This window comes from Roseibacillus ishigakijimensis, from assembly GCF_016595415.1.
In the GTDB taxonomy this organism is placed as follows: domain Bacteria; phylum Verrucomicrobiota; class Verrucomicrobiia; order Verrucomicrobiales; family Akkermansiaceae; genus Roseibacillus; species Roseibacillus ishigakijimensis.
Genome location: NZ_JAENIO010000004.1, coordinates 1 through 25,481 on the forward strand (window position 1 = coordinate 1; position 25,481 = coordinate 25,481).

Below are 25,481 nucleotides of genomic sequence, written 5' to 3' on the forward strand. Positions count from 1 at the left end.
GGGTCTCTACTTGGCCACCTCCCCGTTACCGGGTCATAGTAACGATAGCCGTAGTAGTAGAGGCCGGTGTGCTCGTCTCTTTGTTTGGTTGAAAAGCGATGGCGGAAAGTGCTGCGCACCGAATTCCCAGCATTAACGACAATTCGCCCAAAGGAATCATACTCATAACGAGCTTCCAGCACTCCAGCACTATCCAAGTATTGGCACACATTGCCGTTGCCGTCGTAAAGAGGATAATTCTCTCCGGCATTACCACCGGATTGGATTTCGGCAACGAGTAATCCCCCCACTCCCCCAGCTCCTTGCGGGGAACCACTGAGATCCAGTCCCCAGGTCCAGGTGCGGTTCAGCGTCGTTCTAACCCAAAGTCCCAGTGGGTTCCAGCCATCGTAGTGATAATGAAAGACGGTCCCGGAGCGAGTGCGCTTGATACGGCGGCCCAGATAATCGTAGTCGTAGCTAATGGTCTGCCCATCGACCACGAGGGAAACGAGCCGGTTCTCTCCATCCCATTTCAGGTTGGTGGCAGCCGCAAAATCCGGACCATCGACATCTTCGAACTCCGTGCCCGCCGCTCCCGTCGCGCCCGGAACGACTCCTGCAGTCCTATTGCCATCGCCATCGTAACTTGTGGTGCGACCGAAGGGGGTGATTCGATTGCCGATGGTGTCGTATTGATAGGGCTCATCAAGGCTCTCATTGGCACTGCCCCATCCGAATCCAATCACCTGGCCAAGAAAATTCACGGTTTCAGCCTACTTCGAAATTCAATTGCTACCAGCATTTTCGACCTTGGCGCTGACCTCAAGTTCGTTGCGAGCGGATTGCCAAGTCTTGAAAGCGATGTCGTTATTCAGCTTACCTCCCCCATGGGAGGAGGTCTCGCCCCGGTTCGTCATTTCTCAAAAGCGTCCGGACGCGCGCAGATCGAGAAACTGGTTGGCCAAGGCGATGGGGTAGTGCTCGAGGGATTCATGAATCGCGCTGAAGCCCAGGCCCCGGGCTTCGCTCACCAGGCGGGCGACGTCATCTTCGTAGGCCAAGGCCCCGAGGTAGCGATCGGCATCGGCCGAGCTTGCCAAAGGAGACCGAAGGGCGGACTCGACCACAGTTTCGCGCACGGAGGCCAGCATAACGAGGTGTTGCCGGGAAAGAAGCTGCAGGGCTCCGAGGGAGCCAAACTGGTCTTCGCTCCGCAAATTCGTCAGTAAAACAATGAGGCAGCGCTTGTGCTGAGTGCGCAGGATGCGGGCGACCAATTCGTTGTAATCACTATAATCCCGTGTCGGCTGATAGTTATAGAGATGGTCAAGGATGCGGGCCATCCCGGAATTGCCTTTCACCGGCGAGAGATAGCGGTCCGCCCCGCCGAAAGACATGACTCCCACTTTATCTCCCTGCCCCAGCGCGATGTAGGACAGCAAGATGGCGGCATTGAGGAGGTGGTCGAGAATCGGCAAATCCCCGTCGATGGCCCGGGTGCGCAGACTGCAATCGGGCACCAAGAGAATGGTCTGATCGCGCTCTTCCTGATACTCGCGGGTGATGAGCCGGTTGGCCCGGGCAGTGGCTTTCCAATCAACCTGGGACAGGCTGTCCCCTTCGTGATAATCGCGCAGCTGATGAAATTCCTTACTCATCCCACGACGCCGGGGCTTGACGATGCCCATCAATTCGGCCCGGTCGGCGGTGGCGAGAAGACCATAGTTCAAGGCTGGCACGTAATTGGGATAAACCCGCGCGGTGAGGCCCTCCCCCACCCGGCGGCTCCGCCACCACAGGCCCAGCAGCGAACGCAACTCGAGATAGGCCGGCTCCACCGGCAAATCCCCGCGCTGGAGGAAAGCAACCCGATAGCTGGCCCGAGCTTTCTCGCCCGGCTTCAGCCTGGGTAAGTCAAAGGGAAGATGACTATAGCTCGACTCTGGGGGCAAGCCCTCGAAAAAGCGCAGCCGCACCGGCAAGCGGCCTTCATTGTGAACCTCATAGCTGACCTCGGTTTCTTCCTTGAGGGCAAATCGCGTGGGCCACTTGCGCACGAGAGAAACCTTGCCAATCATTCCCAGCAAGATGGCATCGAGGAGAGCCACGAAGAGGAAAAGGACGAGGGCCAGAGAGAAGAAAATCGTCGCCCCCGGCCAAAAGACTACAGCGAGGGCGAAAACGAAGAGGAGCGCACTGACTCCCAGCAACTGGAATGACGGCCGCATGGCTTATTGCCGGGGAGCTTCCACCGAGTTGATGATGGCGCGCACGGTCTCGTCGACCGTCTGGCCGGAGATCGCCACCTCGGGGGTGAGACGCACGCGATGGCGGAGAACCTGCAGGGCGCATCCCTTGACATCATCGGGCACGACATAATTTCTGCCCCGCAAAAAGGCGTAGCCTTTGGCCACCTGCACCAGCGAGATGCTCGCACGGGGGCTGGCACCGTAGGAAGTCATCTCCGAACTCCGGGTGGCTTGCACGAGCTCGACGGCGTAACGGATGACTGCAGGCGAAATGGTGATCGTTTGCAATCGGACCCGCAGGGCCTCCACTTCCTCGGGTTGGCAAATGGTCTCGATCTGCTCAGGCGCGAGATCACTTTGTCCCGAGCCCGTCGCCCGGGTGGCAATGGTGACCTCCTCCTCCAAGGCGGGCTCGAAGACGAGCAGCTTCATCATAAAGCGGTCCAGTTGGGCCTCGGGCAAGGGATAAGTGCCATCCTGCTCGACCGGGTTCTGGGTAGCCAGGACCATGAATGGCTGGGGCAAGGGGTAGGAGACGCCATCGATGGTCGCCTGCCGCTCTTGCATCACCTCGAGAAGAGCGGATTGGGTCTTGGCGGGAGCCCGGTTGACCTCGTCCGCCAACAGCAGGTTGGTGAAAACCGGGCCTTTTTTCACCTCGAAGGCCTGGCGCGACATATCGTAAATGCTGTGCCCGCTGATATCGGAAGGCATCAAATCCGGGGTGAACTGGATGCGGCGAAATTCCCCATGAAAGGTCTTGGCCAGGGAGAGGACAAGATGGGTTTTTCCCAACCCGGGGTGGCCCTCAATGAGAACATGGCCTCCACTGAGAAAAGCGACCAGCACCCCGTCGACGAGCTCCTTTTGCCCGACAAAGACGCGCTCGATCTGGGTCCGGATGCGGGAAAGGAGGGAAAAATCGGCGTCGCTGCCAATCGCAGAGGAAGACTCGCCGGGAGCTTCCTCCCCAAGGGGAGAAGCAGGCGCGGAAGAAAGGGCGGAATCAGGGTCAGTCATAGCTTTTTATCAAGTTGGGAAAGGTGTTGCAGTCGCTCGAGAAGCCCTTTGGCAGTCACTGGAGTGAGCAGTGCCACTTCATCATCGGGACCCAGCAAGGCACGTTCTCGGGCCACTGCCACGAGCTCGGAGGCCGGAGTATTGAAGGGCAAATTGGTAGCCTTGGCCAGGCGGTGGAGCAGGCGCTCCCGCAGCGGCGCGAGCACAGCATCCTCGGCCCGGTGCTTGCGAAAAAAGGCGCCACTGGCTTGCAAGTGCTCATCAAGTTTGGCCGTGCTCACTTCCAGGCGGTGGAAACGGGGCCCGAAGCCCCGGGCCGCCCACCAGACAAAGAAGATCAGGAGCAGAAGGAAGGCCACGACCGCCGCACTGGCCTTTTCCCAGAGGAGGCGAAAGAAGGAGAGGCGGGTGGAATAGACAAACCAAACGGCATCTCCCTCTTCCAAAGTGAGCAGGTCCCAGAGCAGGGTGGCGTGCTCGCCTTTGCCCAAATGACGATTGGTGAAGGGCTCTGCGGTGGCCATCACGGTCAAGCTACCGCCTCCATAGTCAAAGCTACGGATGGACTCGGCTGGCGCTTCGTAGTCCTCCAAGTCGTCGATGAGAAAGGGAGTCTCGAACTCGGTGGCATAGGTTCCCAAGCCAAAAGGAGCGAGCGCGCTCACTTTCTTCGCTTTCTCATCCCCACCCGGAAATTCGAGCGCCAGCTGGAAGTAATTCAGGAAAGGAGCGAAATAGTCATCAAAATCCGAGCTTTCATACCACAGCCAGTCCTTGTTTTGCAGCACCATGTAGACCACAAGATGGCCTCCCTCGTCCATCCATTGCGAGATTTCCCACAATTGGCCTTCGCTTTGCAAACTGGCGGCCGAGACGACGAGAGTAGTGCCAGTGGGAGGCGGCAAGGCGGGAGCCCCCGCATAACTGCCCGCTGCCAAGCCCATTTCCTCCGCCAGCCGCTGGGCCGCCAGAAAGTGATTGATCTTGGCCAGCCCCTGATAACCAACTTCGCGCTCTTTCTCCTCAAAACGACCGCAAGCGGCAAGGAGAACCGCCATCGCAGCGAGCAGAACCCGCGCGAGCCAAACACCGCACCAGTTTTTCACGACGGCCTCCTTTCAAAGGGCCACCCTTGGCAGAGAGTTTCAAAGTCTTCCCCCGTCACTCGCTCGCGGGAATAGGCCTCCTTCATCCACTGCCCGGAGAGATGGGCAAAATAGCTCCCGAGGGCTACCGGAGCGTGGCTTTCCACCTCGGCAAGACATTCATTCTCAGTCGAGGAAGATTCGATGGGCACCGCCTGCGCGGTGATGAGATGAGTGAGGGCTCCGCGATAGAGTAGAGAAAGCGCGAGCCGACTGTCCCCGGCCTGCCAATGGCGGCGCGCTTCGCCCAGTAAATCAGCGGGCAGCGACTCGGGGGTGACCTCCATCCCCAGCACCACCCGGGGAGCGGGCCGGGCCCTTTTCTTGGACAAAGCCGAGCCTTCTCGATCAGACAAACTGGTCACCAACCGAATGGCGAGGACGAGGAGGACCACCACCAGCAGCACGAGAGCGAGCACCTTGATAAAGAAAAAGAGGATTTCCCCGAAGCCGGAAGCGACTTCCGCCCCGGCACCCAGCCCCCCTAGCCAGTCAAAAAATCCTTCCCACCAGCTGCCCTCGGGCGGAATCCACTCGCGCTCGGTGCGAGTGCGGATCTTGAACTCATCGTCGGCGAGCACCTCCGCCACCACCGTCTGGGGATCGGGCCCTTGCGCGGACAACTCCCCTCCCCCGCAGAAGGCGAAAAGAAGCAACACAGGAGCGAACCAAGCTGCGGCCGAGGAGGCTTTCTCGCGCACCCGGCTCGCCAGCTCCCGGAAGCGCAACTCGATATCCCAGGCCTCCTGATTGATGCGACTATTGAGATAAAGAGCGAAGCCGCTGGCGAGATAGAAGGGCTCCAGAAGGAGGACGAGGAAGCCGTAGGACAATCCCAAAGCCAAAGTCAGCAGGGTGGGACCCGTGCCCCCCCGGTCAAACCACGTTTGCCAGGTTTCCTGGCTCAAATCCTGCCCCTGCGGCACGAAAAAGAGGGCGAGGAGAATCACCGTTGCAAGGCCGATCAGCTCCAAAATAGCCCCGCCAGCAGTCACGAGCACGCTCTGTCCCCCGCCCATGCGAGTGACGGTGGCGCAGCGTTGGGAGCGAGCCGGACCATGGAGGTTTTCCAGATCAGTCACGGGCAAGGTCATGCTCCGGCTGGGAGAAAAGCGCCGCCAGGTCAGTAGAGGCAAAGACCCCCGGAAGAGCAAGCTCCGCCACTGGCCCAGGGTCTGCCGCACGGTGACCTCTTGGCCGAAGATTCGACGGCTCAGGTAGAAAAGGTAAAAGCGGTCCAGGAGGGGCTTGCCCCACCAGAGCAGAAGCGGGAACAGCCAAGGCCAGAACCAGCACAAGAGAGCCAGGAGGAGGGCGGGTGGAGTGCCGAGCTTCCAACCGATGCGGAACAGGTCGCGGTAAGAATGGCGAGCCAGTTCAGTCCCGAGGTCCACGGCCTCCCAAGCCGTGCGCGGCCGAAGGCTGACGGTCAGGTCACGGACGTTCATACCACTCCTTCCTACCTGACAGGAGATAGAGAATGGTCACCAGCCAAAAAGCACCGCCCACCGCGAACTTGAGGGACGGAGGGTGGGGATGCGCTGACCAGAAGCCCTCGATGAACGCCGCGAAAAAGGTGAGCACCGCCGCGCCCCCCAAGAGGACGAGAGCCTCGCGGGCATTTTTCCCCAAAGCCGCCATGCGGGTGAGCTGCCCGGGACGAATGAGCCCCCAGCCCAGGCGCAAGCCCGCCATGGAAGAGATATGCAAACCCACCAGCTCGAAGGCCGAATGCCCGCTGACAAAGGTCCAGAACTTCATCGGATCCCCCGTCGCTTGCACATACCCGGCGGAGGCTCCGATGGCGAGACCATTGAAGATGGTGAAAAACAAGGTGCCGATGCCAAAGAAAATGCCCCCCGCGAATGTGCGGAAATCGATGCTGACGTTGTTCTGAATATAAAAAGCGAACATCATGAAATCGCTGCCATGGGTCTCGCGACCATGAGCGAGGGCATCGCCATTTTTGCCATACATGGCATCCAGCCCCTGCATGCTCTCCGGCCCCAGGATGGCCTGAATCCACAAGAGCCCGTTCTGCCCCGAGAAAAAGAGAAGGAAAAAGGGCAGCCAGAAAAGGACCACGCTGAGCCAGAAGAGAGGGACATTGTGTTTGAAAGCTCCGGGAAAAGTCCGCGTCAGGAAGCGAACCGGGGCAAGGCGGGCCCGACTGCGGTGGAGATGGCGGAATCCGCCCATGACCAGGTCATTGAGCCGGGTCGTGAGGGCCATCCCGTAAAGCCGTTCCCCGGCCAGAGCGAGGTCTTGGCAGAGACGGCGGAAGCGCGCGGGCAAGGCCCGGGCCTCGGCCGGGGTGAGAGCCTCCTTTTTGTCGAGACGGGCAAAGAGCTGCTCGCTCTCCTGCCAGCGCCCCTCATTCTGGTTCTGGAACTGCTTGCGGGAGATCATTGTTCGTGGCGGGAAAGCCAGCGGGCAACCCCGAGGGCAAAGCTGGTCGTCTGGGGCGACTGTTGAGCGGCGGGCAGCTCGGCGAGAGCAGCGGTGACCTCAAGCTGGCGGGCGGCATTGAGATGGGCCGCGCGATCGGCGAACCCGATGAAGGCCAACTGTTCCTCGCGCGAAAGGGGCACTCCGGGCGACACGGCGGGCACGGCGATTTCGGGCAACTCCGGCACCTGCACCGGCTGTTGATAGACCACTAGGGTATCGGCCACCCGATCACCGAGGCGTTGCGACTGGCGGGAGGCCAGGATGGAGACAATGCCCACCGAACCGCAACCCGGCAGGACGTCGATCCAAAAGAGAAGGCCCCGTAGAAAAGCGGAAGCGAAGCCCACGGGAGCCCCCGAGCGCCGCACCACCTTCAGCCCCAGAGCCCGCTTCCCCGGCGTGGCGGAGTGCTTGCCCGCCTCGAAGAGCGGATCATAAAACCAGAACATGACAAAGGCGAGGAGTTGCAGAAAACCTTGCGAAATCTCCTGCCCCAGGAAGGCTCCCGGCAAAACCAGCAGCAGGGAGAGAATCGTGTAAATGGTGCCCCAGAGGAAACCATCGATAACGCGGGCGATGAGACGCGGAAAGAGGCCGGCCGGACGAAGATAAATCTGCACCCCTTCCGCGAGCTCAATCTCGCGGCGATTGTCCAATTTGGCAGCAGGGGCGATACTCATGAAAAGTCCGGAGAAAGATAATGGTTGTTTACAGGAAAAGCACTCTTCCCTAAGCAAACCGGTCTATCAACCCTCAAAAACTGAATGTCCGATAATCTCTATCAAGCACCCACCGCCGCTCTCCAACCGGAAACGACGGAAGCGCCCCTCAGCCTCAAAGACAAGCTCTTCTCCGGCAAAGGCCGTTTCAGCCGCTCGCAGTATTGGGGCTACGGTGTGCTGGGCAGCTTCCTGGTCAGCCTTCCTGCCTGGTTCGTCTACGGCATGGCCTTCATCCCCTTGTTCATGGGAGAGCAAGGCGCGGAGCCCAGCGACGGCCAAATCGTCACTCTTATGGTCGGCATGCTGGTCGCCTTTCTCCTCTACATCCCAGCCGCTTGGGTCTCCTTTGCGGCCATGTCCAAGCGCTTCCACGACCGGGGCAAGAGCGGCTGGATGGCCCTGGTCTGCCTCATCCCCTGGGTCGGCGGCATCTGGATCCTCATTGAATGCGGCTGCCTCGTCGGCACCCCCGGACCCAACCCCTACGGCTCCGACCCCCTGCAGAGCAATCAGCCCCCCCTCAACTAAAAAACCTCCGCGAGTCACACTCACGAAGGCTTTTCAAACGAAGCGAGCGGCTCCAGGCCTCTCGCTTTTTTATTCGTAAACTTTCAGGTAGCTGACCACATCCGCGACATCCTGGGCGGTTAGACCCAGTTGCTCGGCCGACATCATCAGCGAGCGACCCAGGTCTTTCTCGGACGCGATCATCTTGCGCGGAATCAGCTGCTCCACCCCTCCGGTGGAAATAATGACCAGAGGATCCCCGGGGCTGGTGACAAGACCATGCACCGTTTTTCCATCCTTGGTTTTGATCTCCGTGCCCTTGTAGCCGTGCGCGATATCGGCGGAGGGGTCCACCAAAGCCCGGGCGATGACCTCGCGGGGCTGCCCTTTGCCCCAGCCGGAGAGACTGGGTCCGTAGACCATGCCCGCGCCCTCGAACTGGTGGCACATCGCACAACGCAGAGCAGTGGTCTTCCCTTTTTCGGCATTGCCTTCCAAGGCCAGCACGTCCTCGACGGTGTAAGTGCGCTCGCCGGAAGGCTCGGCCACCAGCACCTCACTCACTTCCACGGCATCGGGATCATAAATTCCACGCTTTTTCAACTCGGGTAAGACGTTGTGCTTCTGCCACTCCCCGGTGCCCCGGCGGAAGAGCCAGTCCATGGCCGCCCCCCGGGCTGGCGACCCCTCGTTGGCGACGGTCAGCATCGCTTCCACCGCGTCGGGGTGATCAATGAAGGCGAGGGACTCCACCGCAAAGTTGCGCGCCTCGGGTGAGAGTTCGGAGGAAAGGGCTCGCTGCTGAAGAGCGGACACTGCGGCCACCGGCCAGAGACGCCAGGTGAGTCTGGCAAAACGGTCGTCCCACTTGAGCGCATCGCCCGCCCCCATCTTGTCCCGCAGGTGGGTCCAGATTTCGTTCTCCTGCAGGGCCGCGCCCAACCCGAGGGCTTCCAAGGAGTTTTTATCGCTGTAGTCGACCTTTTGAGCCAAGGTGAGAAAAATGTCCTTGGTCTTTTCGGCGGGCAAATCGCGCAGCGCAAGCGCAACATCACGGCGCACCCCGGCATCGGGATCATGGGCCAAGGCCTGTGCGTGAGGCAGAATATCCACCCCCACCCGGCGCAGCGCCCGGAGCGCGGCAATGCGCTTCTGGGCATCGGTATTCTTCAAGAACTCCACGCAAGCAGCGCGTCCCTCCTCCCCGAGATGGGGCAAAAGCCAGATGCCGCGCACAGCAACAAAGGGATTTTCCTCATTGGCAATGAACTCCTGCACTGCCGGGAGAGCCTCCGCGCCCTTTTCCTGCAGGGCCGTGAAGCCGAGATAACGCACATTGACCGCCGGCGAACGAAGAGCCTCGAGCGCCCCCTCCAGAGTGGAGGCATCGAAGTCTGGCACCACAGGCTGGAAGCCCTTGGGGGCAATACGGTAAATCGTGCCCGAACAGCTGTCATCCAAGTCAGCATGGCCACCGACCCGGGCATCATACCAATCGCTGATGTAGAGCGCGCCATCCGGTCCCACCGCGACATCGGAAGGCCGGAAAAGGAGGTGGGACTCGGTCTCGGATTGTTGCTTGCCCTGCGTGCCGCCCACGAAGTCGCTCCCAAAGAACTTCTTGTCTTTGTTGGTGTTGACGAAATCCTGGCGATTGAGCGAGAACGTTCCCTTGTGGGGCCGGGGTTGGTAGCTGAAGACCACATTGCGACCGGGTTCAGCAGCCAACAGGGTGCCGACAAAGCCATCCCCGAGGGCACCGTTTTCATAAAAAGCCACCCCCGTAGGCGAGCCCCCGCCGTAGACATCACCGGCATCCATGGTGCCGGGATCATCTTGCCGCCAATGATTGCGCCAATGTTCCTGGCCGGGCCGCTTTTCCGCCCGGTAGTAGCGCCGGGCATCACGAGAAAAGTAGCCCGCGCACCCGTATTCCAAGATGTAGGAAACCCGACAGGCCGGCGGATCGTCATTGTCATTTTGGAACATATCCCCGTAAGAGGTCAGGGTCTGCTCGTAGGAATTGCGGTAGCCGTGACCAACGACTTCGAGCCCACTGCCGTCGGCATTCATGCGGAAGGTCGCCCCGGCGGTCCAGACGTGGCCGTCGGCGGACTTCTCCCCCGCCCGCTCGTGATTGTCGACAAACCACTCCCCGCCCCCACCGCGGTAAGGGCCTCCGATCACGAATTCACGCTGGTCTTGGTCTTCAAAAATCGCACCGCAGTTTCCGACATTGAAGTAGAGCTTGCCATCCGGGCCGGCCGTCACCGAGTGCAGGGAATGGTCGTGATTGCGGGCGTTGAATCCAGTGAGAAGCACCTCCCGCTTGTCCACCTCGGGCTCGAAAACGAGGTTCCGGTTCACATCCGTGTAAACAATGAGCTCCGGCGGCTGGGAGACGTAGATTTTATTGTCCAGAACGCCGATGCCGAGGGGGGCGACGAGGGCCTCCTCCTGCACGAAAGTGTGCGACTTGTCAGCCTGGCCATCGCCATCGCTGTCCTCCAACACGACCACCCGATCTCCCGCCGGTTGCCGGTCCTTGTGCCGCCGGTAGCGCACGCCTTCACAGACCCAAATCCGTCCCTCCTTATCAATGTCCATATTGGTGGGATTGAAAAGCTGGGGAGTAGAGGCCCAAACGGTGACTTCCAAACCCTCCGGCACCTGGAAGAGGTCCGTGGCCACTTTGGCCGGCGGGGCGCTTGGTCCCGTCTGGTCATCTGCTCCAAGCGCCAACGGGAGAGTGGCCGCCATGGAGACTCCAAAAATAAGGGTTCTGTTCATAAACGAAAATGAGACTGTGAAGGGGAACGGTCGGGCGGAAAGAGAAATTACGACAAATACAGAGAAAGAACGACACAGCGTTCCAAAATGCCGCCCCTTCTACCATCGCACCTTTCGGAAAAGGGCCTAGTTTGTCGCCATGACCCCTTCCCACGATACCCACTCGAAGACCGTCGGCTACTTGCTCTGGATCTTTGGCTTCACCGGAGCCCATCGTTTTTACTACGGCAAACCCATCACCGGCGTCCTCTGGCTCTGCACCGGGGGGCTCTTCCTCATCGGCTGGCTCATCGACCTCTTCCTCATTCCCGGTATGGATCGCAAGGCCGACCGGCGCTTCCGTCCCGGACGCTACGATTACAGCATCGCCTGGGCCCTCCAGACCTTTCTCGGCTACTTGGGCGTTCACCGCTTCTATCTCGGCAAACCCCTCACCGGCCTCCTTTTTCTCTGCACCGGCGGCCTCCTCTTCGTCGGCTGGGCCTACGACTTTTGCACCCTCAACAGACAAATCGACGAACTGAACAGCGAGAGCTAAGTCACAAAAAGCCCCGGGACTCACGTGGAGCCCGGGGCCTGGAAGGAGAAAATCACAGCTAGCTCAGGGAGCGGCTGTGCCAGCCTTCTGGATGAGGTAGAAGGCCTTGCCACCCGCCGGAGGGGCGGCATCGGTGTAGCTGCCGGAAGCCACCCCCGCGCCTGCAGTCGCCGGAGTCCAGGTTTGCAGATCCGTGCTCACATAGACATCGGAGGCGCCGGTCGCCGTGAAGGTGACAACGAATTCCCCGCCACTGTAGGAACACCCGCTGATGGCAACAGTGTAATCGGAAGGCTCGCCAAAGAGGAAGGCCCCGGGCAAAGCGCTCGCATCGACATCTTCCCGGTTATCCCCGGTGGTGTAATTGGCCGCTTCGGTGAGCGCGGCCTTCAGCTCGGCCGGCGACCCGGTGGTGGGCCCGGTGTAGACCGCATTATCAGCTCCACTGCCAAGGGCAAAAGCTCCTCCGGAGAGCAAATCCGCCGGGAGAGCCGAGGTGTTTGGGCTGGTGGCGTCCTCATTCCAATCCGTCCCCATCTGCAAACCCGCAAGGAAGGTGGGGGCGGCATCATCCCCCTGATAGGCAAAGAGCTGGTCTCCTCCTGCCGCAAGGTTGAAGCTCCCGTCCGTAGTCTCAATGGTCCCCAAACTGACGGCCCCGTCCTCGTAAATGACGACCGTGCCCGCAGGCACCCCTTCGTTGGGAGCCGTCCAGGTCAAGACACCCTCGTTGCTGCGAAAACCACCTGCCGCGAACCAGCCGTTGTCAGTGAATTTGATTTGAATGCCACTGGCCAAATCCACCATCGCGACAAAGGCAAAGAGGTCGGGAGTATCGGAAACAGCGGCGGCGAAGAGAATATCGCAGGGCTGCAGACCCGCGGCATCAGCATCGAGAACGATCACTTCCCGCTGACCGGTCAAGGCATCGAGGGTCGCGGTCACCGTGACCGGCTGGTTGCCATCGATTTCGCTATCCGCTACCGGAGTCGCCACGAAAGACGTCGAACTCTCGCCATCCAGGATGGTGACAGAAGCGGGCACGGTAAGTTCCCCGATGTCGCTACTGCTCAGCGTCACCGTCGCTTCCCCGGTCGTATCCGGGAATCGGGTCACGGTGAAGGTCAAGCCTTCGCTGTTGGCTTCGCTCACCGAGTCGGCCGAAACCGCGAGCGTGAGCATGGGCGAGACATTGGAAGCCCCGGGCGTGGCCGATGGCGCGGGCTCCGAAACCGGGCCAAAGGGAATGAGGCCGGTTTCTTCTCCCCCATCTTCGGTCAAATAATAACCTGCCGGAGCGAATCCACCCGGATCCACCACCGTGATATCGGGGGCCACCGGCTCTCCCGCCCGATTGGCGGTGACATTGATTTCTTCGTCCGGGTCATAGCTCAGAGTCGAAAAAACCACCTCGTCAGCGGCATTGACGAGCAAAATGGTGATATCGAAATCGTTGATATCCAGATCGGCCACCTCCAGGTCTGGGGTCACCCCGTAAACGCTGGCCAAATGCTGGTTAGCGATGGTGAAAAACTCCCCCGGAGCAAGGCTTCCGCTCGCAATCTCGATTTCATTGAGCAAAGTGCCCGCCGAGAACCGGGAATTGGAAGCATAGACCTCCAACGAATAACCGGCCAAATCCACCGCCGTATCTCCATTGTTGAAAAGTTCGACAAATTCGGTATCCGCCCCTCCGCTGCCTTTCACCAGCATTTCGTTGATGACCAGAGTCGGGAACGAAGCTTCGTCATCTTCTACCACCAAGGACCCTTGGGAGGCCTGGTAACCTGGCGCGGTGACCTCGAAAACCAACACCGGATCGGCATCGACCACCGCATTGTCCACCGTATCGACTGAAAATGAGGCGAAATCCTCCTCAGCGGCGAAGTTCAAGGTAGTGGTACTTAAGCTCACCCGGGAGGCATCACCGGACACGATAGCGACCGTCGCCGTCAGAGCCTCGGACAAGTCTCCCCCCCGGACAACCTCTCCCAAGGTGGCAAAGGAACCGGTCTCCTCGGAAACAATCGCCGGAGCGAAATTGACTGTGAAGGAAGGCTCGGCAAAATTCGTCGCCCCAGGCGTGGGCTCCTTGACCACGAAGCTCGCCGACCCGTCCGGGTTACGCTGAATGGACTGGGTGTCTTTGGCGCCATTTTCGTCTTCGTCGTATTGAATGCTCTGCCCCAATCCGGCCAAGAGCTCGGCATCGTCCGAATCACTGGTCCCGTAAACGATGGCATCCACCAAGTCCGTAGTAGTGGGGCTCAGGGTGCCTCCGTTAGGATCGAAGTTGGCCGCCGTGTCCCCGTTGTAAAGAGCTACCGCGTCGGCCCCATTTTGCAGGAAACCGTTCGCCCCGGGTTCGATCTCGATGTTCACATTGGGCACCCCCGGATTACCGAGAACGAAGAAGCCACCCGCCGGAATGACATCGCTCTCGAGGAGCTCAATCACCTCGTAGGACTGGTCATCGTTACCATTGAACAGCACCAGAATGTGGCCCGCCAGGTTGACTTCGGTTTCGCCCGGATTGTGGAGTTCGATGAACTCGGCGGCATCATTGCCTGGGGTGTCGGCATCGATCTCATTGATCGTGATTTGGGCCCAGGTAGCGGTGGGGAAGGTGAGGGCGGCAGCTAGTCCGCAGAAGGATTTCATTTTCATGGGAGGATTTCTCTCGTGTTCGAGTCCGTGCTCATGGTCAGCATCAGCACAAAGCGCGCCCACTGGCCAACGGATTCAGTTCCAGAGCGGTTACGGTTTTGTCACACAAAAGGTTCGCCCTTTCCTCTCCGGGAAAGAAAGCTCCTCTCATGCGTTCGCCTGCCGATGAACTCGCCCGCCTCCGTGCCGCAGGCCTTCTGCGGACGCTGCGCCCGGCACAGGACTCCGCTCTCCTGAACTTTTCCTCCAACGACTACCTTGGGCTTTCCCGGCACCCCGCCTTGCAGGAAGCGGCCGAACGGGCTCTCCGCGACTACGGCACCGGGGCCACCGCCTCCCGACTGGTGTGCGGCAACCACCCCTACCACCGCGAGCTGGAGGAGCAGATCGCCAGCCTCAAGGGCACGGAGGCCGCCCGGGTCTTTGCCAACGGCTACGCCACCTCGCTGGGCACCCTGAGCGCCCTGCTACAAAGTGGCGACACCGTCATCCTCGACAAGCTGAGCCACGCCAGCCTCATCGACGGCGCGCGCCTCAGCGGGGCCACCATACGGGTCTTTCCGCACAACAATCTCTCGCGACTGGAAACCCTTCTGCGCCAGATCCGGGCCAAGGCCCCGCCGGAGAGCCGCCTCCTGGTGGTCACCGAGTCCGTCTTTTCCATGGATGGCGACCGCTGCCCGCTGCGGGAAATCATTGCACTCAAGGACCGCTACGGAGCCCTCCTCCTTCTCGATGAAGCCCATGCTCTAGGCGTTCTCGGCCCCCGTGGGCTGGGCCTGGCCGCCCAGCTGGGGCTATCCGGCGCGGTGGATTTGCAAATGGGCACTCTCGGCAAGGCCGCGGGTTCGGCAGGAGGCTATCTAGCCGCCAGCAGGGATTTTTGCGAGCTCCTCACCAACAAGGCCCGTTCCTTCATCTACTCCACCGCGCCCCCCCCGGCCCAGATAGCGGCGGCCCAAGCCGGACTCTCCCTCCTCACTTCTCCGGCAGGCGACGATTTGCGCGCGCGGTTGCGGGAGAATCTCCGGCACCTGCGCTCGGCGCTCGCCCTGGAGCCACCCGAGGGCGAGGTTCCCATCATTCCCCTCGTGCTGGGTGACAACGAGCAGGCACTGGCCCGGGCCGAAGCCCTGCGCGAGCACGGCTTCCTCGTCCCGGCCATCCGCTACCCCACCGTTCCCAAGGGCACGGCCCGCCTCCGCCTCACTCTCAGCGCGGCCCATCAGCAAGATGAGATCGACCAACTGACGACCCTTTGGCGGAAGCTGGCCCGTGGCGGGAGTTAAGCCACCCGACCCCAGCCTACCCGAACACCAATACTGTTAGATGAAAACCAGTCGTTTACGGGAAAATAAGCCTCTCCTCTCTCGGTTAAAAGGAAGGAACCCGCAAACGATTGGACCATGACCACGACTCTTCCCAGACGCGCGACCTTGCTTCTTTGGACCACCCTCTCCCCCTTGGCTTTTGGCGACTTGACAGGGAATTGGCACGGACTCTACCTCAAAACTCCCCGGGAACTCATTGTAAACAGCGAGGAACACCTCCTCGGAGCTTCCGACTTTGGAGGCGACAGCTACACCTATCACGCCGAAAACGGGGAATTCCGGGCACCCGGCATCGCTCCCGGGGCGGGTCTTCCCTATACCCTCGAAGACCTCGGTCGAATACTCTTCAACGACGAGGAGGGTGATCCCCGCTCCTTTTGGGTCTCCCGCAGTCGCGACGTGATGGTCGAGTCGCGCGCCTTTTTCTCCGCAGGCACAGCCGGCCCCGCCAGCTCAGGCCACTTGCATGAGTTCAATCTTGCGGTCCGTGCGCCAGAGACCGTGACGCTGACCGAGTTGGCCGGCAATTGGCGGGTGGCGCGCTACGTCCTCCCCGCTGAGATCAATTATTCCTACTATCCCCCCGAACAAGGTGGCTGGTTTGTTTCCAACAACCACGACTTCCGGGGAGAGAGCTTCTCCGCCACTCTTTCCCCAACGGGTGAGTTCACCATCGAAATCCCCGGGCAGCCTGCCCTCAGACAAAACCTCACAATCGACGGACCTGAAAATCTCCGCCTCGACACTTCTCCCGAGACCAGACTGTTCATCAATGCTTCCAAAAACCTCATGATAGGAGCCCTTCGTGAAGAGGAGGCCATCGGCCAAAATTTCTACCTTCCCGGCATGCTCATTCTCATGAAGCTGGCCCACGACAACCTCTCCTACGAAGCACTCGCGGGACCTCTGGTCAAAGTGAGCTTCGAGATTCCAGTCCGTTGGGAACCCCACTATGAAAATATATTCGGCAATCACCGGGGAGGAGACCGTTTCGGGGTGCGACTGGAAGGCCTTCGCTTCAGTCCCTTCGGTGATTGGCGGGGTTCCGGGCGCCATGCCGGGATCTATACCCGCCCCAATCCCGGACATTTGATCGTCAGTGGCGGAGGAATGAGCCGCTCCGTCTACTATCCTGCCAACAACGAATTTCTGCTCACGACTACCGAAGAAGGCGACGACACGACCGATCCCGCGAGCTCCTTTCGTGCCATCGAGTTCCTCCTCCGTCCCCGCCAGAGCATGGAAGTTTATCAGGACCCGGCCGACCCCGAATCAGTAGCCATTGCCTTTCCCGAATCCGGCCCCACCGAGCAACCGGTGAGGAGCAACGACGGACAAGAGTGGACTGCAGTTCCCGTCAATAGCGAGGGCTACCATTATGAACGGGCAGACGAAACCGCCCTCTTTCGCCTGGGACAAGCTAACGAGGAAGAGTGAAAGAGGAGAGGATGCTGCTTTTGAGATCAGCGACCCTTTTCTGTGAGCAGGAAAAGTCGTTTCCCTTTACTCCTCTTCCAACCGGATCTGTAAGTCGGAAAGGGCGTTCATGAAGTAGAGGTAGGCGTCGTAGGCGCTGGGGTAGGGTCGCAGCCGATCGTGGAAATCGCCACACTCCCCGCCCTTGGTGCTCATGTAGTAGAAGTGCTCCGCCGTCTGCATCTTGCGCCAGCGATGAAGCAGCTTGGGGCAATTCTTAGACTTCACCAGCTCTTCCATGTTCAGGATTTTGCGCCGCGCTTCCTCCTGCATGGCATTGCCCTTCCAAGGGGAAAGATCTTTGTCCAAGTCCGCCCAAGACGTGGGTTCATGGCAGTCGTAGATACCTGCCGAGTCAAACTCGTCGTTGGCCTCGGAAACGGTCACGAAACGGCCACCCAGTTTGGCCCACTCGCGGGGGAAGGCTTTCAAGAACTTGAAGATGCCGGTCTCTTCTTCCTGGTGATAGCCCAGGCACTCGTAGTCCATGAAGAGGTTGATAATCTCCCCGCCATTGGTCTGGCACCAGCGGGCATACTTCTCGGCGGTGAGGGGGTGCTCCGGCCAGGCGTGATTGCCAAACCGGAAGGCGATATCATCGGAGAGAATGCCATTGCGAAGGTGAACCTTCATTTCTTTCACATTGGGCGAACGATAAAGGTAGTTCGCTTCGCGTCCGTCCAAGATGCGGCCCACGGCCTCACCCAGCATGGACTCGAAGCCGAGCCCCTCCACAAAGGCGGCCAACTCGTTGTAATAGACGCAAGCGGTGTGGCGGAAGGCCTTGGGCTTGACCCCGAAAACGCTTTCGATCTTGTCCACCTGCATCTGCACCTGCTCGGCAAACTCCTCTTTGCTGCGGTGGAAGCTGATGGAGTGGTAATAGGTCTCGGCCACAATCTCCACGCCGCCAGTGGCATGGAGCTCTTGAAAGCTCTTCAGCACGTCGGGCCGCTCCTTCTCCAATTTTTCCAGCAGCACTCCGCTGATGGAAAGAGAGATGCGGAAATTTCCCTCCCCTTCTTCAATGAGCTCCTTCATGAGCTTGTTGGCCGGGAGATAAGACTTGTCACAGATTTCGTTGAGCAGTTTGTTGTTCAGCTCGTCGTCCTCATAGTTCTCCTCATGCCCGATATCAAAGAAGCTGTAGGGCTTGAGGCGGTTGGGCTGATGGGCTTCGAAGAAAAAGCAAATGGGCTGAATGGGTGCTGGGGGGGCCGAATCTTCCGCCGCCACCGCCACAGAGGCCTCTTTCTTCTGCTTCCGGACGGGAGCAGGTGCCGCTGCGGTAGCGACAGGGGTCGGAACGGGCTGCTCCACAGGCTCGGGCTCGGCTTCTACGACCGGCTCTTCGGCAACCGGCTCTTCGAGCACGGGAGCCGGACTCACCTCCTCGGCTAATGGAGCCGGCGCGGGGTCGGTCACCGCTGGTGCTGGAGGCTCGTCTGCAATGGGTGGGGCCGAATCAACGGACTCCGGGGCGGTTGCCTGGCTCTGCTGCTGGCTCTGGCTGGCTGGTTTTTCCTCCGGCTCATCTTTGGAGCCGCCGGAGAGCACTTGGCTCAAACGGGAGAGAAAGCTTTTCATCATGGTTTTTTTCAGTTCTGAATTCCGAGTTGGTCGCGATAGAGTTCGATAATGCGGTCTGAGGCTGCCTCCCAAGTGCAGTTCTTCTGGTCGGCCAGAGAATGCTGGATGGCTTCTTCCCGCGCTTTGGGATCGGTGAGCAGTTCAGTGATGTGATCGGCCATCAGATTGACATCCCAGAAGTCGGCCTTCCGCGCGTGAGTCATCACTTCCGCCACTCCAGACTGCTTGGAAATAACGGCCGGAATACCGTACTGAGCCGCTTCGATAGCAGAGAGGCCAAAGGGTTCGCTGACCGATGGCATGCAGTAGACATCCGTCATCGAGAGTAGCTTGTTCACCTTCTCCTTATTTAGGAAACCAGTGAAGTGCAGGCGATCGCCCACATCGCGGTAGGCCCCATACTCAATGAGTTCCCGCATTTTCTCTCCCGTCCCGGCCATCACGAAGTAGACTCCCGGATTCTTCTCCAAAACGCGCGCCGCAATCTCAAGAAAATAGCGCGGGCCCTTCTGTCCGGTGAGACGCCCGAGGAAAAGCACGAGTCCGTCCTTGAAGGGACTGGCACTGCGGAAGGTGTCAACCGGATCGGCCCCATTGTGAACGAAATGCACTTTGCGTGGGTCGATGCCGTAGTGCCCGGTGCAAATGGTACCGGTGTAGCGGCTCACCGGGATGATCAGGTCGGCCGCCTCCATGGCGTTCTTCTCAATATCAAAAATCCAGCCCCGGCTGTCCGGACCACCCCGGTCGTAATTCAGCGAATGGACATGGAGGACAAGCGGCTTGCCGGTGCGCTTCTTGATCTCCATCCCGGCGACAAAAGTCATCCAGTCGTGGGCGTGGACGATATCAAAGTCCATGTCCTCCGCCAGAGAGGCCGCGACTTGGGCGTAGGCCCAGACTCGCTCGCCGACATCCTCGCCGTAGAGGTTGTCGCCCTGAAACATGGCCAAGCGGTCATCGAGGCCCACCGCGCGCAACCGGTCCACCACTTTCTCCCCTGCGACCACCTTTGCCTGCTTCTCCGCCAAAACCGCCGTGCTCTCAGCGTGTCCAGCACTCCGCTCCACCTCCTCGGGCAGGTAAGGCATGAGCCGGGAGGCCACCTCCCCCTCCACCCACTTCACATTGGCCACATCTGCCAGGCTGGCCTCCATTTTTTCCCGGTCCACGGTGCGTTCGTCCAGATTGTTGAGGCCAATGAGCTCCAACTGATCAACGAGGAATTCAGGATCTGCCTTCGGAAGAATAAAACTCAATTCCACCCTTTGAGCCATGGCCCGACCCAATCCCAGACAAGCTATGCCCAGGCCTCCATTAATCAGCGGGGGAAATTCCCACCCCAACATCAATACCTTCATCGTTTGGTGTTTTTCTAATCAAGTTTTTTGGACGACAACTTGAGTCGTCAGCTTATCCTGTTCCAAAATCAATTTTTTTTCGATGACTATTTTGACTAAATACCATGAGTCGATTCTCGACACTGGCGCACTGCCTGCTAAAGCCCTCTTGAAAACCTGAAAATGAACAGTGAAACCAGCGACGCAGCTCTCCAGGGAGATTCCTTCGATAAGGAAAATTATTTAGCTTCCGGTAAGAAAGAAGTTCTCCACGATCTCTACCCCGGCAAGCTCACCAAGAACTTTTGCGAAGAGAATCGTTGCATTTTGCAAACCGACAACGGAGTGAAACTTGCGGTTTGCGCCCTCTCGGAAGAGATTCTCCACTTCACCTTCGCCCCCAATGGCCACCTTGGCGACGGATTCTCCTATGCTACTCTGAGCGAGAACTTCCCGCACGCCAAAGCACCGACATTGAGCGAGGAAGGCGCGGATATTTTGCTCGCGACCTCGCGTCTCCAAGTCCGGGTTGCGGAGAAAGGCCTCCTCCTGACCATCAGCGATGAGGAGGGCCAGGTGATGAGCGAGGACGAAAAGGGCTTTCACTGGGAACCGCACAGTCGCTACGGCGGCAATATCGTGCAGCACTCCCGCCGCATCCAGCCGCGCGAAATCTTCTACGGCCTGGGTGACAAATCCTGCCATTCCGAAATCCGCGGGCGCCGCTTCGAGCTCTGGGGATCGGACACCTACGCCTATGGAACGGAAACCGATCCTCTTTATAAAAATATACCTTTTTTTATAGGCATTCATCACGGAAAAGCCTATGGTATTTTCTTTGATAGCACCCACCGCTCTTACTTCGACTTTGGCAAGGAGCGAGCCGATGTTTCCTCCTTCTGGGCACAGGGCGGCCTGATGAATTTCTACTACATCCATGGTCCCAGCGTGGCGGAGGTGGTGCGCCGCTTTGCGAAATTGACCGGGGTGCCCGAGCTGCCTCCCCTCTGGTCGCTGGGCTTCCACCAGTGCAAGTGGTCCTACCGCACCGAGAAGGAGCTCACCACGCTCGCCCAGGGCTTCCTCGACCACGAGATTCCGTGCGATGCCCTCTATGTCGATATCGACTATATGGATGGCTATCGCTGCTTCACTTGGAATCTAGAGGCCTTTCCCCGCCCGGGAGAGATGATCCGCGAGCTGGAGGGCAAGGGCTTCAAGACCGTAGCGATCATTGATCCCGGCATCAAAGTCGATCCCGGCTACTTCGTCTACGACGAGGGCATTGCGGGTGACCACTTTTGCAAAGAGATGGACGGCGATATTTACACGGGCAAGGTCTGGCCCGGAGATTGCCATTTCCCCGATTTCACCAAGCCCAGTGTGCGCGATTGGTGGGCGGGTCTCTTCGACGGGCTCATCAAGGACGATGGCCTGGCCGGGATCTGGAATGACATGAACGAGCCCGCCGACTTCAACGACGACAAGACTTTCCCCCGCCACATCCGTCATGACTACGATGGCCACCCCTGCTCCCACCGCCGGGCCCACAATGTCTATGGCACGCAGATGATTCGGGCCACCCGGGAGGGCATTGCCCGCTTCAATGGTGGCAAGCGCCCCTTCGCCATCACCCGCTCGGCCTACGCCGGGGCCTGGCGCTATGCCTGTGCCTGGACCGGGGACAACATCTCCACCTGGGAACACCTGCGCATCGCCAACCTGCAATGCCAGCGCCTCAATCTCTCCGGCTACAGCTTCGTGGGCTCGGACATCGGCGGCTTTCTGGACCAGACCAATGGCGAGCTCTTCACGCGCTGGATTCAGCTCGGCATCTTCCACCCCTTCTGCCGGGTGCACAGCTCCGGCGAGCATGGCGACCAAGAGCCCTGGTCCTTTGGCGAGCCCTACACCTCCATCGTGCGCAAGTTTCTGGAGCTCCGCTACCGCCTGCTGCCTTACTTCTACACCACCTTCTACCAGCACATCGAGAAGGGCGACCCCATGCTGCGCCCCCTCATCTACCTCGACCACACCGATAGCGAGACCATCCACCGCGCCGACGAATTCGCCGTCGGGGACAACCTGATGGTCTGCCCGGTGCAGGAAAAAGAGGCCAAAGGGCGCTGGATGTATCTCACCAAAGGGCACTACTACAATTACTGGACCGACGAGCTGGTCTGCGGAGGAGAAGAAATCTTCTGCGAAGCGGAGCTGGACCGCATCCCGCTCTTCGTGCGTTCCGGGGCTCTCTTACCTCTCGATCCCGTGCGGCAATATTCCTGGCAAAAAGTCTCCGCCCCCCAAGAGCACCACCTCTACCTGCCAACCGAATCCTGTGGCGCGGTGGAGTCACAGCTTTACGCGGACTCCGGCGACCACTACGACTACCAGGACGGTCACTTCGCCCTCGCCACCTTCACCTGCGAGCGGGTGGCGGCCGACAAGGTCGTCCTCGCCGTGCGCCGGGAAGGCGACTTCCCCCTGCCCAAGGTCCGTCTCCATCTGCACGGCCTCACCGGGAAGCCCAAGAGCATCACGGTAGACGGCAAAAAGGTGGCGCCCGCCCTCGAATTCACCGTCCCGGCAGCCTACGAACGAATCGAGATCGAGCATTAATCCCAGCTCACCCGCTCTCCCACTGCGGCGTCCAGCGGGAGAGCCTCAGCCCCTGTCAGGTAGGCCGCGCGCACCTGGGCAGAAGCCTGCTCCGCACTCGCCTCATCGCGGGCGTGGACCAGACAAAGGGCCTCTCCCGCCGCCAACTCGTCACCCAAGCTCCGAAAGTCGCTGAGCCCCACGGCATAATCGATCCTGTCCTCGGCCCGACGGCGCCCCCCGCCCAACTCCACCACTGCCAACCCTAGAGCCCGGGTGTCGCATTTTTGTAAAAAGCCGCCCTCCGCCACCGTGACCTCCCGCACCACCGGAGCAGCCGGCAAGTAATGGTCCACTTTTTCCACAAAATCAGTAGGCCCGCCCAATCCTGCGACCATTTTAGCAAAAACCTCCAGCGCTTTCCCCGTCGTCAAAGCCTTTTCCACCGCCTCACGAGCTTCCTGCACTTGCCCATAAAGACGCCCTAACACCAGCAATTCAGCAGACAACTCCATCACCACTTCGTGCAAGCGGGATCGTGTGTTGAGGCCCGACAAAAAGCATACTGCATCGCGCACCTCCACCGCATTGCCCGCCGCACCACAAAGAGGCTCATTCATATCGGTGATGAGGGCACTGGTGCGCACGCCTGCTCCATTGGCCACTCCCACAATGCTTTCCGCCAGACGGCGCGCATCCTCTTCCGTGGCCATGAAGGCCCCATTGCCCGTCTTCACATCCATCACCAAGCCCTCCAGTCCGGCTGCCAATTTTTTGGACAAAATGGAGGCCGTGATCAGGTCGATCGACTCCACCGTAGCCGTGACGTCCCGGGTGGCATAGAAGCGGCGGTCCGCCGGAGCCAGCTCGGCAGTCTGCCCGATGATGGCCACTCCACAGTCGCCCACGACTTGGCGAAAGAGAGCCTCGTCGGGTGAAGTGCGGTAGCCGGGAATACTGTCCAGCTTGTCGAGGGTGCCCCCGGTGTGGCCCAGGCCGCGACCGGAAATCATGGGCACATAGCCCCCGCAAGCCGCCACCAGGGGCCCGAGCATCAGGGAAACATTATCCCCCACCCCGCCAGTGGAATGCTTGTCGATGGCAGGACCATCCAAGCCATCCCACCGCAGCACCGTGCCCGAGTCCCGCATGCCCTCCGTCAGCGCCACCCGCTCGGCAAGAGTCATCCCCCGAAAGAAAACCGCCATCGCAAAAGCAGCGATCTGCCCTTCGGAAATGGAATCATCCCCAATGCCCCGGGCAAAAAAGGCCACTTCAGCGGGAGAGAGTTCAGCTCCATCGCGCTTCTTGCGAATGATTTCCTGCGGCAGCATACGTCCATGCTACCCAATTCCCGGGCGCGAGAAAACCTTCAAGCTCGCCCGCAAGGCACTTTGCCTTCCCCCAAGTTTTGATAACCTCTCGCTATGCGCATTCTTCTGACGGGCACGACGGGCAAGATGGGGGGCTATCTCGCCCGGCACTGGGCCCGGCAGGACCTGCTCACCCCAGGACGGGAGGAGCTCGATTTGAGCCGCCCCGAGGCCCTCGCCCGTCAATTGGACCGACTCGACTTCGACCTCGCGGTCAATCCTGCGGCCGTTGCCACCCCGGAGGGCTGCGAGCAAGAGCCAGAACTGGCCCACCGGGTCAATGCGAAAGCGCCCGCCCTCCTCGCGCGCGAATGTGCCCGTCGCGGAGTTCCCTTCGTCCACTTTTCCACCGATTACGTACTGGATGGGAGCGAGCCGGGCTTCAAGGATGAGCATGCTCCTTGCCGACCCAACAATCACTATGGGGCGACCAAACTGGCGGGCGAAGAGGCCGTGCTGAGCCTCCATCCCAGGGCTCTCGTCGCGCGGATTTCCTGGGTCTTCGGAGCAGCCGGAGAGAGCTTTTTGGGAAAAATCATCCGCCAGGCCCGGCAAGGGGAGCCTCTGGCTGCGGTTGCCGACAAGTATTCACTGCCGACTTATGCCAAGGACCTTGCCCGGGCCATTGACGAGCTCCTCGCCCATGGCAGGCAGGGGCTCTATCACCTTACCCACCCGGCGGAGGCTCCCGTCAGCTGGCACCGCTATGCGGAGGAGGTGGTGGCCGCCCTCCACGAGGAAGGCCAATTGCCGCGACTCCTTCCGGTGACTCCGCTGCGCTTGAGCGACCTCCCGGCCCTGCGGAGCGAGCGCCCCATCCATACTGCGATGACCCCGGCCCGTCTCTTGGCGGAAGGACACTCCCTCCGCCCCTGGGAGGAGGCGGTGCGCGCAGGCCTACGAGAGCAGCTCCCACCCTCTCCACAAAAGGGCCTCATTATCTGAAAACCCATTGACCGGAGACAAAGGGATGTCATTCTCACTCCATGACAAGCTGCAAATGGTTAACTCTGGCTGCCGCCTCCGCACTCGTGAGCTGTGGCCAAATCACATCTTCCCTGCAGGAGCCCATCTCAAGCGAATACAGTCCTTTGGATGGCCCTAACAGCCCCCGGGTGAGAAGCCAGAGCTTCCAGCAAACTGGTCCCAGCTACGATGCCGGCGAGTGGGTCGAGACCTCGGTGCCCAACGCCACCTTTTTTAACAAGATTCCCAAAGGGAGTGCCACTGCGGACAAAGTGCTGGCCCTGGGTTCGCCACTGAAGGTGGTCTCGACGAAGGGAACTTATCTCAAGGTGGAATTGGAAGGCGGCTCCGTGGGCTACGTGCCAGCCATCATGGTGGCCGAGCCCACGAATTCCAGCGATTCCACGCCCTTCCTCCCGCCCCCGCCCAGCCAACCCCTGCAGCGCAGCAGCGGAGCCGATGAATTCGCCCCACCCAGCTTGGAGCCCGCTCCCTTGCAAGATAGCGGGGACTCCGTCATTCCGCCTCCTTCCAATTACTCCGAGAACACCGTCCCCCTGGCCCCAGAGCCCTCGCCTGAGCGCAGCCCGGGAGAGATTCTCATTCCGACCACTTCCCGCCCGGCGGAGGCCTCCCCCCAGCTGACCATTCCCGAGCCTGCAGGCACCATCCCGGCTCCTTCCGACGAGGAAATCATCGAGGAGCCGACCATCGGCATCGAGTAGCTTTCCTCACC

Annotated in this window: 20 protein-coding genes; 7 read left to right on the forward strand and 13 right to left on the reverse strand. The window is 60.1% G+C overall.

Going from position 1 to position 25,481, the window contains the following annotated elements; translation table 11 throughout:
- From JIN78_RS02235 to JIN78_RS02265, 8 genes are all read right to left on the reverse strand, one after another.
- On the reverse strand, positions 1-746 hold a 746-nt coding region (locus tag JIN78_RS02235), incomplete at its 3' end, for an RHS repeat-associated core domain-containing protein (protein ID WP_307832969.1).
- Positions 747-767: 21 nt separating this feature from the next.
- Entirely contained in the window at positions 768-899 is a 132-nt protein-coding gene (locus tag JIN78_RS17480; RefSeq protein ID WP_267906994.1) for a hypothetical protein, read from the reverse strand.
- A gap of 3 nt (positions 900-902) precedes the next feature.
- Entirely contained in the window at positions 903-2,210 is a 1,308-nt protein-coding gene (locus JIN78_RS02240) for a DUF58 domain-containing protein (protein ID WP_200390303.1), read from the reverse strand.
- Positions 2,211-2,213: 3 nt separating this feature from the next.
- Positions 2,214-3,251, reverse strand: a complete 1,038-nt coding sequence (locus tag JIN78_RS02245; RefSeq protein WP_200390304.1) for an AAA family ATPase — start codon at positions 3,249-3,251, stop codon at positions 2,214-2,216.
- A complete protein-coding gene (locus tag JIN78_RS02250; protein WP_200390305.1) occupies positions 3,248-4,309 on the reverse strand; it encodes a DUF4350 domain-containing protein in 1,062 nt (353 codons plus the stop codon). The genes JIN78_RS02245 and JIN78_RS02250 overlap by 4 nt, the downstream gene beginning before the upstream one ends.
- Positions 4,310-4,353: 44 nt before the next feature.
- The gene (locus JIN78_RS02255; protein ID WP_200390306.1) at positions 4,354-5,844 is read right to left on the reverse strand and encodes a DUF4129 domain-containing protein; all 1,491 of its coding nucleotides are present in this window, start codon (positions 5,842-5,844) and stop codon (positions 4,354-4,356) included.
- A complete protein-coding gene (locus JIN78_RS02260) occupies positions 5,831-6,805 on the reverse strand; it encodes a stage II sporulation protein M (RefSeq protein ID WP_200390307.1) in 975 nt (324 codons plus the stop codon). The genes JIN78_RS02255 and JIN78_RS02260 overlap by 14 nt, the downstream gene beginning before the upstream one ends.
- Positions 6,802-7,527, reverse strand: coding sequence for an RDD family protein (locus JIN78_RS02265; RefSeq protein WP_200390308.1), 726 nt, complete (start codon positions 7,525-7,527; stop codon positions 6,802-6,804). Before JIN78_RS02265 ends, JIN78_RS02260 begins: the two co-directional genes overlap by 4 nt.
- A gap of 84 nt (positions 7,528-7,611) precedes the next feature.
- Between JIN78_RS02265 and JIN78_RS02270 the strand changes: the two genes are divergently transcribed.
- Positions 7,612-8,097 (forward strand): DUF805 domain-containing protein, encoded by a 486-nt coding sequence (locus JIN78_RS02270; protein WP_200390309.1) that lies wholly within the window; start codon positions 7,612-7,614, stop codon positions 8,095-8,097.
- A gap of 69 nt (positions 8,098-8,166) precedes the next feature.
- Here JIN78_RS02270 and JIN78_RS02275 read toward each other — a convergent pair whose 3' ends face one another.
- The gene (locus JIN78_RS02275; protein WP_200390310.1) at positions 8,167-10,866 is read right to left on the reverse strand and encodes a PVC-type heme-binding CxxCH protein; all 2,700 of its coding nucleotides are present in this window, start codon (positions 10,864-10,866) and stop codon (positions 8,167-8,169) included.
- A gap of 139 nt (positions 10,867-11,005) precedes the next feature.
- Between JIN78_RS02275 and JIN78_RS02280 the strand changes: the two genes are divergently transcribed.
- Entirely contained in the window at positions 11,006-11,404 is a 399-nt protein-coding gene (locus tag JIN78_RS02280; protein WP_200390311.1) for an NINE protein, read from the forward strand.
- A 63-nt stretch (positions 11,405-11,467) separates the two neighbouring features.
- Here the strand turns inward: JIN78_RS02280 and JIN78_RS02285 are convergent, their stop codons facing one another.
- On the reverse strand, positions 11,468-14,071 hold the full coding sequence (locus JIN78_RS02285) for a lamin tail domain-containing protein (RefSeq protein WP_200390312.1): 2,604 nt from the start codon (positions 14,069-14,071) through the stop codon (positions 11,468-11,470).
- Positions 14,072-14,220: 149 nt separating this feature from the next.
- Here JIN78_RS02285 and JIN78_RS02290 point away from each other — a divergent pair, with 149 nt between their 5' ends.
- Positions 14,221-15,360 carry an aminotransferase class I/II-fold pyridoxal phosphate-dependent enzyme gene (locus tag JIN78_RS02290; RefSeq protein ID WP_200390313.1) on the forward strand — a complete coding sequence of 380 codons (1,140 nt, stop codon included), beginning with the start codon at positions 14,221-14,223 and terminating at the stop codon, positions 15,358-15,360.
- Between the two features lie 117 nt (positions 15,361-15,477).
- Positions 15,478-16,839: a hypothetical protein gene (locus tag JIN78_RS02295; protein WP_200390314.1), complete on the forward strand. Its 1,362-nt coding sequence runs from the start codon at positions 15,478-15,480 to the stop codon at positions 16,837-16,839.
- A 66-nt stretch (positions 16,840-16,905) separates the two neighbouring features.
- Here JIN78_RS02295 and JIN78_RS02300 read toward each other — a convergent pair whose 3' ends face one another.
- Together JIN78_RS02300 and JIN78_RS02305 are read right to left on the reverse strand one after the other, a co-directional pair.
- The gene (locus JIN78_RS02300) at positions 16,906-18,468 is read right to left on the reverse strand and encodes a glycoside hydrolase family 57 protein (RefSeq protein WP_200390315.1); all 1,563 of its coding nucleotides are present in this window, start codon (positions 18,466-18,468) and stop codon (positions 16,906-16,908) included.
- Between the two features lie 8 nt (positions 18,469-18,476).
- Positions 18,477-19,745: a glycosyltransferase gene (locus JIN78_RS02305; protein ID WP_345778140.1), complete on the reverse strand. Its 1,269-nt coding sequence runs from the start codon at positions 19,743-19,745 to the stop codon at positions 18,477-18,479.
- Positions 19,746-19,991: 246 nt separating this feature from the next.
- On the opposite strand from JIN78_RS02305, the gene JIN78_RS02310 reads away from it, so the two are divergent.
- Positions 19,992-22,427 carry a glycoside hydrolase family 31 protein gene (locus JIN78_RS02310; protein WP_200390317.1) on the forward strand — a complete coding sequence of 812 codons (2,436 nt, stop codon included), beginning with the start codon at positions 19,992-19,994 and terminating at the stop codon, positions 22,425-22,427.
- On the opposite strand, the gene deoA is transcribed toward JIN78_RS02310, so the two are convergent.
- The gene (gene deoA / locus JIN78_RS02315) at positions 22,424-23,740 is read right to left on the reverse strand and encodes a thymidine phosphorylase (RefSeq protein WP_200390318.1); all 1,317 of its coding nucleotides are present in this window, start codon (positions 23,738-23,740) and stop codon (positions 22,424-22,426) included. The two genes, JIN78_RS02310 and deoA, sit on opposite strands and share 4 nt — an antisense overlap.
- 93 nt (positions 23,741-23,833) lie before the next feature.
- On the opposite strand from deoA, the gene JIN78_RS02320 reads away from it, so the two are divergent.
- Positions 23,834-24,724, forward strand: a complete 891-nt coding sequence (locus JIN78_RS02320; RefSeq protein ID WP_200390319.1) for an SDR family oxidoreductase — start codon at positions 23,834-23,836, stop codon at positions 24,722-24,724.
- A 41-nt stretch (positions 24,725-24,765) separates the two neighbouring features.
- A complete protein-coding gene (locus tag JIN78_RS02325) occupies positions 24,766-25,470 on the forward strand; it encodes a hypothetical protein (protein WP_200390320.1) in 705 nt (234 codons plus the stop codon).
- Positions 25,471-25,481: the final 11 nt, after the last annotated feature.

Excerpts from the sequence above, each read along its gene's own strand:
- JIN78_RS02270 (WP_200390309.1), top strand. The coding sequence starts at position 7,612 with ATGTCCGATAATCTCTATCAAGCACCCACCGCCGCTCTCCAACCGGAA.
- JIN78_RS02305 (WP_345778140.1), bottom strand. The coding sequence starts at position 19,745 with ATGGCTCAAAGGGTGGAATTGAGTTTTATTCTTCCGAAGGCAGATCCT.
- JIN78_RS02250 (WP_200390305.1), bottom strand. The coding sequence starts at position 4,309 with ATGGCGGTTCTCCTTGCCGCTTGCGGTCGTTTTGAGGAGAAAGAGCGC.
- JIN78_RS02260 (WP_200390307.1), bottom strand. The coding sequence starts at position 6,805 with ATGATCTCCCGCAAGCAGTTCCAGAACCAGAATGAGGGGCGCTGGCAG.
- JIN78_RS02245 (WP_200390304.1), bottom strand. The coding sequence starts at position 3,251 with ATGACTGACCCTGATTCCGCCCTTTCTTCCGCGCCTGCTTCTCCCCTT.
- JIN78_RS02285 (WP_200390312.1), bottom strand. The coding sequence starts at position 14,071 with ATGAAAATGAAATCCTTCTGCGGACTAGCTGCCGCCCTCACCTTCCCC.
- JIN78_RS17480 (WP_267906994.1), bottom strand. The coding sequence starts at position 899 with ATGACGAACCGGGGCGAGACCTCCTCCCATGGGGGAGGTAAGCTGAAT.
- JIN78_RS02320 (WP_200390319.1), top strand. The coding sequence starts at position 23,834 with ATGCGCATTCTTCTGACGGGCACGACGGGCAAGATGGGGGGCTATCTC.
- JIN78_RS02325 (WP_200390320.1), top strand. The coding sequence starts at position 24,766 with ATGACAAGCTGCAAATGGTTAACTCTGGCTGCCGCCTCCGCACTCGTG.
- JIN78_RS02310 (WP_200390317.1), top strand. The coding sequence starts at position 19,992 with ATGAACAGTGAAACCAGCGACGCAGCTCTCCAGGGAGATTCCTTCGAT.
- JIN78_RS02265 (WP_200390308.1), bottom strand. The coding sequence starts at position 7,527 with ATGAGTATCGCCCCTGCTGCCAAATTGGACAATCGCCGCGAGATTGAG.
- JIN78_RS02290 (WP_200390313.1), top strand. The coding sequence starts at position 14,221 with ATGCGTTCGCCTGCCGATGAACTCGCCCGCCTCCGTGCCGCAGGCCTT.
- JIN78_RS02240 (WP_200390303.1), bottom strand. The coding sequence starts at position 2,210 with ATGCGGCCGTCATTCCAGTTGCTGGGAGTCAGTGCGCTCCTCTTCGTT.
- JIN78_RS02275 (WP_200390310.1), bottom strand. The coding sequence starts at position 10,866 with ATGAACAGAACCCTTATTTTTGGAGTCTCCATGGCGGCCACTCTCCCG.
- JIN78_RS02300 (WP_200390315.1), bottom strand. The coding sequence starts at position 18,468 with ATGATGAAAAGCTTTCTCTCCCGTTTGAGCCAAGTGCTCTCCGGCGGC.
- deoA (WP_200390318.1), bottom strand. The coding sequence starts at position 23,740 with ATGCTGCCGCAGGAAATCATTCGCAAGAAGCGCGATGGAGCTGAACTC.
- JIN78_RS02295 (WP_200390314.1), top strand. The coding sequence starts at position 15,478 with ATGACCACGACTCTTCCCAGACGCGCGACCTTGCTTCTTTGGACCACC.
- JIN78_RS02280 (WP_200390311.1), top strand. The coding sequence starts at position 11,006 with ATGACCCCTTCCCACGATACCCACTCGAAGACCGTCGGCTACTTGCTC.
- JIN78_RS02255 (WP_200390306.1), bottom strand. The coding sequence starts at position 5,844 with ATGAACGTCCGTGACCTGACCGTCAGCCTTCGGCCGCGCACGGCTTGG.